This is a genomic window from Mycobacterium europaeum (assembly GCF_002102155.1).
Taxonomy (GTDB): domain Bacteria; phylum Actinomycetota; class Actinomycetes; order Mycobacteriales; family Mycobacteriaceae; genus Mycobacterium; species Mycobacterium europaeum.
This window is the reverse complement of record NZ_LQOU01000067.1, coordinates 1-12,718: the sequence shown is the minus strand read 5'-3', so window position 1 is coordinate 12,718 and position 12,718 is coordinate 1. Positions and strand designations below refer to the sequence as shown.

General features: G+C 68.3%; 9 protein-coding genes and 1 pseudogene. 6 read left to right on the top strand and 4 right to left on the bottom strand.

The genetic code is table 11. The features are described 5' to 3' along the window. Positions 1 to 8 precede the first annotated feature (8 nt). Positions 9 to 1,283 carry a cell envelope lipid trafficking protein PgfA gene (pgfA, locus tag AWC03_RS25805; RefSeq protein ID WP_158090006.1) on the bottom strand — a complete coding sequence of 425 codons (1,275 nt, stop codon included), beginning with the start codon at positions 1,281 to 1,283 and terminating at the stop codon, positions 9 to 11. A gap of 89 nt (positions 1,284 to 1,372) precedes the next feature. Between pgfA and AWC03_RS25800 the strand changes: the two are divergent. Then, a pseudogene (locus AWC03_RS25800) lies at positions 1,373 to 2,612 on the top strand (acyltransferase family protein). A gap of 63 nt (positions 2,613 to 2,675) precedes the next feature. On the opposite strand, the gene AWC03_RS25795 reads toward AWC03_RS25800, so the two are convergent. Both AWC03_RS25795 and AWC03_RS25790 read right to left on the bottom strand, forming a co-directional pair. Then, the gene (locus AWC03_RS25795; RefSeq protein WP_085243540.1) at positions 2,676 to 4,157 is read right to left on the bottom strand and encodes an AMP-binding protein; all 1,482 of its coding nucleotides are present in this window, start codon (positions 4,155 to 4,157) and stop codon (positions 2,676 to 2,678) included. Then, a complete protein-coding gene (locus tag AWC03_RS25790; protein ID WP_085243539.1) occupies positions 4,150 to 5,130 on the bottom strand; it encodes a phosphotriesterase family protein in 981 nt (326 codons plus the stop codon). Before AWC03_RS25790 ends, AWC03_RS25795 begins: the two co-directional genes overlap by 8 nt. A gap of 114 nt (positions 5,131 to 5,244) precedes the next feature. On the opposite strand from AWC03_RS25790, the gene AWC03_RS25785 reads away from it, so the two are divergent. The 3 genes from AWC03_RS25785 to AWC03_RS25775 all read left to right on the top strand — a co-directional run bounded on the left by AWC03_RS25785 (position 5,245) and on the right by AWC03_RS25775 (position 8,684). After that, on the top strand, positions 5,245 to 6,954 hold the full coding sequence (locus AWC03_RS25785; RefSeq protein WP_085243538.1) for an acyl-CoA dehydrogenase family protein: 1,710 nt from the start codon (positions 5,245 to 5,247) through the stop codon (positions 6,952 to 6,954). A 93-nt stretch (positions 6,955 to 7,047) separates the two neighbouring features. After that, the gene (locus tag AWC03_RS25780) at positions 7,048 to 7,746 is read left to right on the top strand and encodes a TetR/AcrR family transcriptional regulator (RefSeq protein ID WP_085243537.1); all 699 of its coding nucleotides are present in this window, start codon (positions 7,048 to 7,050) and stop codon (positions 7,744 to 7,746) included. Next, positions 7,743 to 8,684, top strand: a complete 942-nt coding sequence (locus tag AWC03_RS25775) for a R2-like ligand-binding oxidase (RefSeq protein WP_085243536.1) — start codon at positions 7,743 to 7,745, stop codon at positions 8,682 to 8,684. The genes AWC03_RS25780 and AWC03_RS25775 overlap by 4 nt, the downstream gene beginning before the upstream one ends. A 145-nt stretch (positions 8,685 to 8,829) precedes the next feature. On the opposite strand, the gene AWC03_RS25770 is transcribed toward AWC03_RS25775, so the two are convergent. Next, positions 8,830 to 10,206, bottom strand: coding sequence for an NADP-dependent succinic semialdehyde dehydrogenase (locus AWC03_RS25770; protein WP_085243535.1), 1,377 nt, complete (start codon positions 10,204 to 10,206; stop codon positions 8,830 to 8,832). 79 nt (positions 10,207 to 10,285) lie between these two features. Between AWC03_RS25770 and AWC03_RS25765 the strand changes: the two genes are divergently transcribed. Next, on the top strand, positions 10,286 to 11,932 hold the full coding sequence (locus AWC03_RS25765) for an acetolactate synthase large subunit (protein WP_085243534.1): 1,647 nt from the start codon (positions 10,286 to 10,288) through the stop codon (positions 11,930 to 11,932). A 477-nt stretch (positions 11,933 to 12,409) separates the two neighbouring features. Continuing rightward, the coding region (locus AWC03_RS25760) for a DUF222 domain-containing protein (protein ID WP_142278525.1) at positions 12,410 to 12,718 on the top strand (309 nt) is incomplete at its 3' end.

Sequence of the window (12,718 nt, the reverse complement as noted above, 5' to 3'; positions counted from 1 at the left end):
GCGGCGGGCTATTCCCGTTCGGGTGGACCGGTGGGCTCGGGCGGCCCGGAGTCGGGCGGCTCGTCGGCACCCAGGGTGGGCGCGTCGGGATCATCGCGCGACGTGGGGCGCTGCGTGGGCAGCTTCTCGGTCTCGGCCTCGGCGCCGGGCACCGGCTCCTCGAGCCCACTGCGGCCGAAGAAGTCCTGGTCACCCCGGTCCAGGCCGGGATCGGTCAGCGCGCTCTCGGTGCGCAGGCTGAACGAGGCGAGCACCCCACCGCCGACCAGCGCGATCAACCCGACCGCGGTGAAGGTGATCGGCAGCACCCGCGACCACAGCGCCAGCCGGTCGCGCTCGTCGCGGGCGGCGTTGACCTGCGATTCGACCGTGTCCTGGTTGGACGTGACCTTGTAGTCGGCCAGCGTCAGCTCCGGCTTCATCGGGTCACGGGCGAAGTAGTGGTTGGCGTGCTCGGTCTCCTTGACGATGGTGCCCGACACCGGGTCCACCCAGAAGGTGCGCTGCGCCGCGTAGTAGCGGGTCATGGTGATCTGCTCGTTGGGGTCGCCGCCTTGCAGGCCCCACATCGCCGCCGAGGCGGTGAACTTGGAGTCCGTCGCCTGGTCGGCGTACAGCGACGGGTAGGGCACCGGTGCCACCAGCTTGCCCTCGGCGTTGTAGCCGACGTTCTGGGTGAACTTATAGGTGGTCAGACCGTTGACGTCGTCCTGGCTGTCGTAGTTGACGTCGAACGCCTTCTGGGCGATCGGATCGAAGTAGGGGTACGTCTTCTTCTCGGTGTGGAACGGGAACCGATAGGCCAGGCCGTCGTGCCGCAGCGGCATCGCCGTGGGCGGGTTCTCGTCGCCGAAGGCGCGCGGCTTCTGGACCGAGCCGCCGGCGTGGGTGTCGTCGGAGACCGACATCGCCGTCTTGCGGTTGAGGGTGACGGTGTCGACGATCGCCAGCAGCAGGCCGCTGTCCTTCTGCTTGTCGGTGCGCCGCACCGAGCTGCCGACCTGCAGCGTGACGACGTCGGCGTTGGCGGGCGATTCGACGCTGATCTGCTGCTGGGACACCAGCGGCACGTTCTGGTTGACGACGACGTGATCGGTCGACAACGAGGCGGAGTCGAGCGCGGTTCCGGTGCCGTCGCTGATCAGCGTGGTATCGATGTCGAGCGGGACCTTGGTGATCCTGCTGGTGGTGTACGTCGACAACAGCAGCGCGGCGATCAGCAGGGCGGCTCCGAGTCCGATGACCCCGCATGCGGCGAACCGCAACATGACTGCTCGGTTCACGTTGCTGTGCCCTCCTAGTGCTCTCTTGCGCCGTCAGCCGCAAACCCGTTTGACCCTAACAGCCGAACGTAAGCCCGCGGCTTGCGAACCTGTCGCCGTCGCACGCGGGTCCTTCGGGTGTACCCATTCGTTCTGCCGGCCCATCAGATGCAGACTGTGGGGGTGACGGATGGCCAGCGTGCGGGCGGCGTTCGCAGCTTCCTGCCCGCGGTGGAGGGGATGCGCGCGTGCGCGGCCATGGGTGTGGTCGTCACGCACGTCGCCTTCCAGACCGGGCACTCCAGCGGCGTCACCGGCCGGCTGTTCGGCCGCTTCGATCTGGCCGTCGCGGTGTTCTTCGCGTTGTCGGGCTTCCTGTTGTGGCGCGGCCACGCGGCGGCGGCGCGCGGCCTGGCGCCGCGCCCGCGCACCGGCCACTATCTGCGGTCCCGGGTGGTGCGCATCATGCCCGCCTATGTGGTGGCGGTCGTCGTGATCCTGACGCTGCTGCCCGACGCGGATCACGCCAGCCCGACGGTGTGGCTGGCGAACCTGACCCTGACCCAGATCTATGTGCCGCTCACCCTGACCGGCGGGCTGACCCAGATGTGGAGCCTTTCCGTCGAGGTCAGCTTCTACCTCGCGCTGCCGATCCTGGCGTTGTTGGCCCGGCGGCTGCCGGTCGGCGCGCGGGTGCCGGCCATCGCCGCCCTGGCCGCGCTGAGCTGGGCCTGGGGCTGGGCGCCCATCCACACGGGATCCGGCACCAACCCGCTCAACTGGCCGCCGGCCTTCTTCTCCTGGTTCGCCGCCGGCATGCTGCTGGCCGAATGGGTGCACGACCCGATCGGTGTGCCGCACCGGTGGGCGCGCCGGCGCGTGGCGATGGGTGTCGTCGCCGTGCTGGCCTACCTGCTGGCGGCGTCCCCGCTGGCCGGACCGGAGGGCCTGATTCCCGGCACGGCCACCCAGTTCGCCGTGAAGACGGCGGCGGGCTCGCTGGTGGCGCTCGCGCTGGTCGCCCCGCTGGTGCTGGACCGGGTCGACACCCCGCACCGGTTGCTGGGCAGCACCGCCACGGTGACGCTGGGGCGATGGTCCTACGGCCTGTTCGTGTGGCACCTGGCCGCGCTGGCCATGGTGTTCCCGGTGCTCGGAACTTTCGCGTTCACCGGCCGGATGCCGTCGGTGCTGGTGCTCACGCTGATCTTCGGGTGGGCGATCGCCGCGGTCAGCTACGGGCTGGTCGAGTCACCCTGCCGGGAAGCGTTGCGGCGCTGGGAGAAACGGGAGAAGCCGGACGAAACGCCGGATGCCGTCGACGCCGAGGCCGACGCGATCGCGCCTTAGCCGGTCGACTCGGAGACGTAACCCGATGGTGCGGCCGCGGCCTTGGAGGATCGTTGGTGGGCGTCAGGCCGGCTCGGGCGCCCGCAGCCGCGCGATGATCTCGGCGCGCACGGCCGACCGCCGGGCCTTGCCGGCGTCGTCACGCAGGGGAGCGTCGACAAACTCGATGAAATCGGGGGAGGGCGGCAACTTGTACGGTGAAAGGTGTTCGCGCAGAAACTCTTTCACGCCCTCTGCGTCGAGGGTGGACCCGTCGGCGGTGTGCACCAGCGCGTAGGGCACCTGACCCAGATCGTCATCCGGAACACCGACGACGAGGCAGGACAGCACGTCGGGGTGTGCCGAGAGTGCGTTCTCGATCTCGGCCGGGTAGACGTTGCGGCCGCCGACGGTGAACATGTCGACCCGACGATCGGACAGGTACAGGAACCCGTCGGCGTCGAAGTGGCCGAGGTCGCCCAGGGAGTCCCAGCCATCCCGGCTCTTCGCCTCGACGCCGACGTAGCGGTAGGTCGGCGCGCTGCCCGGGGCCGGGCGCATGAAGATCTCGCCGACCACGCCGGGCGGGCAGGGGTTGCCATCGTCGTCGAGCACCTTCATCTCCCCGGCGACCACCACCCCCACCGATCCGCGGTGGGTCAGCCACTGGTCCCCGGAGATGAAGGTGAGCGCCTGTAACTCGGTGCCGCCGTAGAGTTCCCACACCTTCTCCGGGGCCAGCAGGTCGATCCACGCCTGCTTGACGGCGGGCGGGCATGGGGCGCCCATGTGCCAGAAGCGCCGGATCGACGAGAGGTCGTAGGACTTCGGGTCGGCGTGATACACGGGCAGCGCCCGCTGCATGATCGTGGGCACCGTCGTCAGGAAGGTGACGCGATGATCGGTGATCAGCCGCAGGAACCGCTCCGGGTCGAACCGGCTCATCAGGACCAGGTGGTGGCGCATCAGCAGCGCGAGCGTCGCGGTGGTGAAACCGGTGTTGTGCGACAACGGAATCGGCACCAGTGTCGTGTCGCCCTCCTGCGCGCCGAGCGGATATCCGATGGCGGCCGGTATCCGGCTGTCGCCGCCGGATTCGATGAGCTTGGGCCGGCCGGTGCTGCCGCCGGATCCCATCGCCTTCCACACCGGCGACACCGCCTCCGGCAGCGCCGCGTCGGAATGCTCCGGGCCGGGCGTGAAACCGGCCGGAAGACTGGGTATTTGGGGATGCTCGCGGCCGACCAGCAGGGCGGGCGGTCGCAGGTCCAGCAGGCCCCGCAGCTCCGCGTCCGGCAACCGCGCCGACAGTGGCTGGGGGACCGCGCCCAGCTTCCAGCACGCCACTGCGGCCTGGATCCACTCGACGGAGTTGGGCAGCACCATGGTCACGTAGTCGCCGACCCCGACGCCGCGCTCCGCGTAGGCGCGGGCCAACCGGTTCGTCGAGGCGTCGAGCTCCGCGCGGGTGAGGGTGAGCCCGTCACAGGTGACGGCGGCCTCGTCGGGCGCGAGTTCGGCCAGCGCCGCGATCTGGGTGCCGATCGGCGGGACCGGCTCACTCATATGCGCCCTGCCGCTCGAAGATGCGGCGCGGGTTGTCGACCAGCATCGTGTGCAGTTGCTCGTCGGTGACGCCGCGTTCTTTGAGGGCGGGGATGACGTCGTTGTGGATGTGCAGGTAATGCCAATTCGGCGCCATCTGGGGCACCAGGTCTTCGGGGAGCGCGTCGAAGTAGCAGTTGGCGTCGTGCGAGAGCACCATCTTGTCGGCGTGCCCGCGCTCGCACATCGTCGCCACGATCTTGACCCGCTCCTCGAACGGCGAGATCACGTCCAGGCCGAACCGGTCCATCCCCAGATACGAACCCGCGGCGATGAGCTCCTCGAGGTAGCCGACGTCGGTGCTGTCACCCGAGTGGCCGATGACCACCCGGCTCAGGTCGACCCCCTCCTCGGAGAAGATGCGTTGTTGCTCGAGCCCGCGGCGCAGCCCCGCGTGCGTGTGCGTGGAGATCGGCACCCCGGTGCGCTTGTGTGCCTGGGCGACGGCCCGCAGCACCCGCTCGACGCCCGGTGTGATGCCGGGTTCGTCGGTGGCGCACTTGAGGATGCCGGCCTTGATGCCGGTGTCGGCGATGCCCTGCTCGATGTCGCGGACGAACATCTCGGTCATGATCTCGGGGCCGTCCAGCAACCCTCCCGGGCCCTCGTAATGGAACCGGAACGGCACGTCGTTGTAGGTGTAAAGCCCGGTCGCCACAACGATATTCAACTCGGTGGCCGCCGCGACGCGCGCGATGCGGGGGATGTAGCGGCCCAGCCCGACCACGGTGAGGTCCACGATGGTGTCCACGCCGCGGGCCTTCAGTTCGTTGAGCCGGTCGATGGCGTCGGCGACCCGCCGTTCCTCGTCGCCCCAGGCTTCGGGATAGTTCAGGGCGATCTCGGTGGTCATGATGAACACGTGCTCGTGCATGAGCGTCACACCGAGGTCGGCGGTATCGATGGGGCCGCGGGCGGTATTGAGTTCTGACACGAGACTGATGCTAGGTCGACTCGGTGGTCGCACAACAGTGCCGATTTATTCCGGCGCGCCCGAGGTTGCAGTACCGTCACCCTCGTCCGAACCGGAACCCGCGGGAGTCGCGTCATGTTGCTCAATCCCAACCACCTGCAACGTCAATACCCAGACCGGCGCTCGGCGGAGATCATGGCCGCGACGGTGGACTTCTTCGAATCGCGGGGCAAGGCGCGGTTGAAGTCCGACGACCACGAACGGGTGTGGTATTCCGAGTTTTTGGACCACATCGGACGCGAGCGCATCTTCGCGTCGCTGCTGACACCGTCGGAGTACGGTGCCAGCGATTGCCGCTGGGACACTTACCGGATCAGCGAGTTCGCCGAGATCGTGGGCTTCTACGGGCTGAGCTACTGGTACCCCTTCCAGGTCACCGCGCTGGGCCTGGGCCCGATCTGGATGAGCGGCAACTCCGACGCCAAGCGCAAGGCCGCCGCTCAACTGGAGGCCGGGGAGGTGTTCGCCTTCGGGCTGTCCGAGCAGACCCACGGCGCCGACGTCTACCAGACCGACATGATCCTGACGCCCTCCGACGAGGCTGGTCTCGGGGGCTGGACCGCGAGCGGCGAGAAGTACTACATCGGCAACGCCAACGTGGCGCGGATGGTGTCGACCTTCGGCAAGATCGCCGGCACCGACGAGTACGTGTTCTTCGCCGCCGACTCCCAGCACGATCGGTACGACCTGATCAAGAACGTGGTGAACTCGCAGAATTACGTGGCCAACTACGCGCTGCGCGACTACCCGGTCAGCGAGGCCGACATCCTGCACCGCGGCCCCGAGGCCTTCCACGCCGCCCTCAACACCGTCAACGTCTGCAAGTACAACCTGGGCTGGGGCGCCGTCGGCATGTGCACCCACGCCATGTACGAGGCGGTCACCCACGCCTCCAACCGCGTCCTCTACGGCACCGTCGTCACCGACTTCACCCATGTCCGGCGGCTGCTCACCGACGCTTACCTGCGGCTGGTCGCGATGCGGCTGGTGACCACCCGCGCCTGCGACTACATGCGCAGCGCGTCGGCCGACGACCGGCGTTACCTGCTGTACAGCCCGCTCACGAAGGGGAAGGTCACCAGCGAGGGGGAGCGGGTCGTCATCGCGCTCTGGGACGTCATCGCCGCGAAGGGCGTCGAGAAGGACACCTTCTTCGAGGCCGTCACCCGCGAGATCGGTTTGTTGCCAAGGCTGGAGGGCACGGTGCACATCAACATCGGGCTGCTCGGCAAGTTCATGCCCAACTTCCTGTTCGCCCCCACCAGCGAGTTGCCGATCATCGGCCGCCGCGACGATGCGTCGGACGACACCTTCCTGTTCGCGCAGGGTCCGACCGGCGGGCTGGGCAAGGTGCGCTTCCACGACTGGCGCGCGATGTTCGACGGGTACGCGCACCTGCCCAACGTCGCGTTGCTGCGCAAGCAGATCGACGTGCTCGCCGACATGTTGGCCAGCGCGACCCCCGACGCCGCGCAGCAGAAGGACGTCGACTTCGCGTTCGCCGTGGGCCAGTTGTTCGCGACGGTGCCCTACGCGCAGCTCATCCTCGAGGAGGCCGCGCTGTCGGACGTGGACGAGACGCTGATCGACGGGATCTTCGCCGTGCTGGTCCGCGACTTCAACGGCTACGCGGTGGAGTTGAGCGACAAGCCCGCGACGACGGACGACCAGGCCCGGTTCGCGACGCGGATGATCCGCCGCCCGGCCCACGACCCCTCGCGGTACGCCCAGATCTGGAAGGAGCACATCCTTCCGCTCAACGGCGCGTACGAGATGCGGCCCTAGGCCGGCCTGCGCGGGCCGTGCCCGCCGGCCCCTTGACTGTGATGCAGATCACCGTAATATGACCAGTGGTCATCGATTGCTAGGAGGCCGCATTTGCCAACGGTGACTTGGGCCCGGGTCGACCCCGGTCGTCGCGCCGCCATCATCGACGCCGCCGAACAGGAATTCGGGGCGCACGGGTTCTCCCGCGGCAGCCTCAACGTCATCGCACGCCGGGCCGGCGTCGCCAAAGGCAGCCTGTTCCAATACTTTGCGGACAAGCGCGACCTGTACGCCTTCATCGCCGACATCGGCAGCCAGCGGGTGCGCGCCTACATGGAAGACCGCATCCGCGAGCTGGACCCGAGCCGGCCGTTCTTCGACTTCCTCACCGACTGGCTCGATGCGTGGGTGGCCTACTTCGCCGACCACCCGCACGAACGCGCGCTGCACGCGGCGGCGACGCTCGAGGTCGACACCGAGGCCCGCGTCAGTGTGCAGAACGTCATTCACCGCCACTACCTCGAGGTGATGCGGCCGCTCGTGCGCGACGCGAAGGCGCGCGGCGACCTGCGCGCCGATTCCGACACCGATGCGCTGTTGTCGTTGCTGCTCTTGATCTTTCCGCACCTGGCACTCGCGCCGTACATGCGCGGTCTGGATCCCGTTCTCGGGCTCGACGAACACACACCGGAGCAGCCGGCGCTCGCCGTGCGCCGGCTCGTCGCGGTGCTGGCGGCCGCCTTCGCGGCGCCTACGCACGCCCAGCCGCCCGTGCGCTCAGCCCCACAACGATCCGAGGAGGTCACATGACACGCACACATTCGGGCTCGATGGTTCGAGGGGGCCTCAACTGGGACAGCCTGCCGCTGCGGCTGTTCGCCGGCGGCAACGCGAAATTCTGGGATCCGGCCGACATCGACTTCTCCCGCGATCGCGCCGACTGGGAGACCTTGACCGACGACGAACGCGACTACGCCATCCGGCTGTGCGCGGAGTTCATCGCCGGCGAGGAAGCCGTGACCGAGGACATTCAGCCGTTCATGTCCGCGATGCGGGCCGAGGGCCGGCTCGGCGACGAGATGTACCTGACGCAGTTCGCATTCGAGGAGGCCAAGCACGTCCAGGTGTTCCGCATGTGGCTCGACGCGGTCGGGGTCACCGACGACCTGCACCGCTACCTCGACGCCATCCCCACCTACCGGACGATCTTCTACGAGGAATTGCCGGACTGCCTCAACGCGCTGTCGGTGGACCCGTCGCCGGCCGCCCAGGTGCGGGCGTCGGTCACCTACAACCACATGGTCGAGGGCATGCTGGCGCTCACCGGTTACTTCGGTTGGCACAAGATCTGCGTGGAGCGCGGCATCCTGCCCGGCATGCAGGAACTGGTCCGGCGCATCGGCGACGACGAGCGGCGCCACATGGCGTGGGGGACGTTCACCTGCCGCCGCCACGTCGCCGCCGACGACGCCAACTGGGGCGTCTTCGAGACCCGGATGAACGAGCTGATGCCGCTGGGGCTGCGCCTCATCGAGGAGGGCTTCACCCTGTATGACCCGATGCCGTTCGGCCTGTCGGTGGACGAGTTCATGCAGTACGCGTCCGACAAGGGCATGCGGCGCTTCGGCACCATCTCCAGCGCCCGCGGGCGGCCGGTCGCCGAGATCGACCTCGACTACTCGCCGCTGCACCTGGAGGACACCTTCGCCGACGAGGACGAGAGGGCCCTGGCGGCCGCGTCGGCCTGACGCGGCTACCCGACCTTGCTGCCGCCGGCCGCGTCCCCGGTGTCGGTCTCACCCCCGTTGGTGGCGACCCGTCCCCCGCAAGCGGGTGGGGGTACCCCCTGGGGGCGTGCCCCAGCGCCCGGCTACGCCGCGCTTGCGATCGCCACTACCCGACCCAGACGGTCTTGGCGTTGCAGAACTCGCGGATCCCGTGGCCCGCGAGCTCGCGGCCGTAGCCGGAGCGCTTGACGCCGCCGAAGCCCAACTCCGGGTAGGACACCGTCATCCCGTTGATGAAGACCTGGCCGGCCTCGATGTCGTCGATGAAGCGCTGCTGTTCGGCCTCGTCTCGCGTCCAGGCGTTGGAGCCCAGCCCGAACGTGGTGGCGTTGGCGATCTCGATGGCCTCGTCGATGCTCTCGGCCCGGTACATCGACGCGACCGGGCCGAACACCTCCTCGGTGTAGAGCGCCATGTCCTTGGTGATGTCGGTGATCACCGTCGGCGGGTAGAACCAGCCCGGCCCGTCGAGCGGCTTGCCGCCGGTGCGCAGCGTCGCGCCCGCCGCGACGGCATCGTCGACCTGCTTGGCGATGTCGTCGCGACCGGACTCGGTGGCCAGCGGGCCCACGTCGGTCTCGGGGTCGGTGGGGTCGCCGACCTTGAGCGCCGCCATCCGCTCCACGAACTTGTCGACGAACGCGTCGTAGATGTCGGTGTGGACGATGAAGCGCTTGGCGGCGATGCAGGACTGCCCGTTGTTCTGCACCCGCGCGGTGACCGCGGTCTTGACGGCCTCGTCCAGGTCCGCCGACGGCATCACGATGAACGGGTCGCTGCCGCCGAGCTCGAGCACGGTGGGTTTGATCTCGTCGCCGGCGATGGCGGCGACCGACTGCCCGGCCGGCTCGCTGCCGGTCAGGGTCGCCGCGGCGACGCGGGGGTCGCGCAGGATGCGCTCGACCGCGCTGGACGAGACGAGCAGCGTCTGGAAGCAGCCCTCCGGGAAGCCGCCGCGCGCGATGACGTCGGCGAGGTAGAGCGCGGTCTGCGGCACGTTGGAGGCGTGCTTGAGGATGCCGACGTTGCCGGCCATCAGCGCCGGCGCGGCGAACCGGACGGCCTGCCAGAGCGGGAAGTTCCACGGCATCACGGCCAGGACCACGCCGAGGGGCTGGTAGCGGATGTATGCCTTGGACGCGCCGACCTTGGCCGCGTCGGCCGGCTCGTCGGCCAGCAGCTTTTCGGCGTTCTCGGCGTAGTAGCGAAAGCCCTTGGCGCACTTGAGTACTTCGGCCTTGGCCGACTTCAGCGTCTTGCCCATCTCGCACGTCATCATCGCGGCGACGTCGTCGGCCTCTTTCTCCAACAGGTCGGCGGTCGCGTTTGCCCACTGCGCGCGCTGGGCAAAGATGGTGTTATGGCGGTAGTCCTGGAACCGGGCGTACGCGCGGGCGATGGCCGCGTCGACTTCTTCGTCGGTTGCCGGGGTGAAGGTTTTTACTGTCTCGCCGGTGGCCGGGTTGATGGTCGCGATGGGCACGCTGACATCCTTCGCTTCGGGGTTGGTGAAAGGTCCAACATCCAGCCTGCCACTATCGTTCCCTCGAGGGAGGTGCCGGATGAGTAAAGCCGCCGAGCTGATGGTCAAGTGCCTGGAAAACGAGGGTGTTTCCGTGGTCTTCGGCCTGCCGGGAGAGGAGAACATCCGCTTCGTGCAGGCGCTGGCCGCCTCGAGCATCCGCTATGTGCTGACCCGGCACGAGCAGGGCGCGGCCTTCATGGCCGAGATGTACGGGCGGGTCACCGGGCGGGCGGCGGTGGTGTCGAGCACCCTGGGGCCGGGCGCGATCAACATGCAACTCGGCGTGGCCGACGCCACCACCAACAGCACCCCGCTGGTCGCGATCTCCGCGCAGGTGGGTCACGACCGGGAGTTCAAGGAGTCACACCAGTACGTCGACCTGGTGTCGATGTTCGCGCCCATCACCCGGTGGGCCGCCGGCGTCCCCACCGCGCGGGCCATCCCGGAGATGTTCCGCAAGGCGTTCAAGGTCGCCGAGACCGAACGCCCGGCCGCGGTCTATCTCGCGGTGCCCGAGCACATCGACGCCGACGAGACCGACTACGACCTGACACCGTTGCCGCGCAACGTCGTTCGCCCGGATGCGCCCGCGCCCGGCCAGGTGGAGCGTGCGGTCGACACCCTGCGCAAGGCCAAGCGGCCGGTGGTGCTGGCCGGGCACGGCGCCGCCCGCGGCAACGCCACGGCGGCGCTGGTCCGGTTCTCGGAGCAGTTCGGCATCCCGGTGGCCAACACCTTCCACGGCAAGGGCGTGATGCCCGACGACCATCCCAACAGCATCGGAACCATCGGCTTCATGCGGCACGACTACGTGAACTTCGGCTTCGACAACGCCGACGTGGTGATCGCCGTCGGCTACGAGTTGCAGGAGTTCGACCCCGTCCGGATCAACCCGCAGGCCGACAAGAAGATCATCCACATCCACCGGTTCCCGGCCGAGGTCGACGCGCACTATTCGGTGGACGTCGGGATCATCGGCGACATCAGCGCCTCGCTGGACGCGTTGACCGTCGGGCTGGACGGCCACGCCTACGAGGCCGATCCGGAGGTTCCCGGCCACGGCCTGCTCGAAGAGGAATTCTCGCGCGGGCAACAGGATTCGCGCTACCCGCTGGCCCCGGCACGGGTGGTCGCCGACACGCGCGCGGCGCTGGGGCGCAGCGACGTGGTCCTGGTCGACACCGGCGCGACCAAGATGTGGATGGCGCGGCTCTACCCGACGTATGAGTGCAACACCTGCCTGGTGTCGAACGGGTTGTCCACCATGGGTTTTGCCCTACCCGGCGCGCTCGGTGTGAAGCTGGCACGGCCCGACACGAAGGTGCTGGCCGTCGTCGGCGACGGCGCGTTCCTGATGAACTCGCAGGAGATCGAGACCGCCGTCCGCGAGCGGATACCGCTGGTGGTGCTGATCTGGGAGGACGGCGGTTACGGGCTGATCGAGTGGAAGATGGACCTCGAGCTCGGCGCGCACTACTACGTGAAGTTCGGCAACCCCGACGTGGTGAAGTACGCGGAAAGCTTCGGCGCCAAGGGATATCGGATCAACAGCGCCGAGGAACTGTTACCCACACTGCGTGCCGCGCTCGACGACGACGGCGTCTCGGTGATCGCCTGCCCGGTCGACTACTCGGAGAACTTGCGGTTGACCGACCGGCTCGGCGAGCTGGACGAGACGCTGTAATTCACGGACACATCCGGGCCAAAGGGCGGGCAGACGCCGGTGTTCGGCGGCAGCCGCAACCCCGGCGGCTGTCCCTGGATCTCTGGCTGCAGATATGTGAGGTGTAGCAGCCCGCGGGTCCTTCGGGCGGTGCGCACTCGGGTGGCTGGTTGCCGCCGGTGTCGGTGGAGCAGACGGCGTGGGCCGTACCCGCACCGAGTGTCACGTCCGCCGTTCCTTCGTTGCCCGTTGCGTGTATGTTCCTGCCGGGCGGCTGCTGTGAAGAGGGGCCTAGGCCCTCTAATCACGCAGGCCAGCGTTCGTGTGGTCACGCCTCCTCGGGGCGGCCCCGAGAGGGGCCAGATTTCGGACGCTACTGCCGAGTGTGCATCTATGGCGATCATTCGCACAGGAGATTCTCTAAATCTTTTGCGCGAGTGTGCATCTATGGCGATTTCAGACCGCTTTTTGTCGGTGGGGGTGGCTAGTTTGGGGCTCATGAGTTCGGGTGGTGATGACGAGGCCGTCGCGGTGTTCGACGACCTTGACTCAGTCTTGGCCCGCGCTCGCGCGTTACCGGTTGACGCGATGAGCGTCCAGCAACAGCTGGTGCTGCTGGAGCGCTGCGAGAAGGTGCGCCGCCAACTGCCGTCCATCGAGCATCCGGTGATCAATTCCCTGGCCCGCCAAGCCACGCCAGAAGAGCTCGGCGGCACGCTGTCCCACGCGATCGCCGAGGCCACGCTGATCAGCCGCGCCGAAGCCTCGCGGCGGGTCACAGAAGCCAGTGATCTGGGCCCGCGGCAG

Coding starts and splice junctions, on each gene's coding strand:
- AWC03_RS25775 (WP_085243536.1), top strand. CDS start 7,743: ATGACACGCACACATTCGGGCTCGATGGTTCGAGGGGGCCTCAACTGG.
- AWC03_RS25785 (WP_085243538.1), top strand. CDS start 5,245: ATGTTGCTCAATCCCAACCACCTGCAACGTCAATACCCAGACCGGCGC.
- AWC03_RS25795 (WP_085243540.1), bottom strand. CDS start 4,157: ATGAGTGAGCCGGTCCCGCCGATCGGCACCCAGATCGCGGCGCTGGCC.
- AWC03_RS25765 (WP_085243534.1), top strand. CDS start 10,286: ATGAGTAAAGCCGCCGAGCTGATGGTCAAGTGCCTGGAAAACGAGGGT.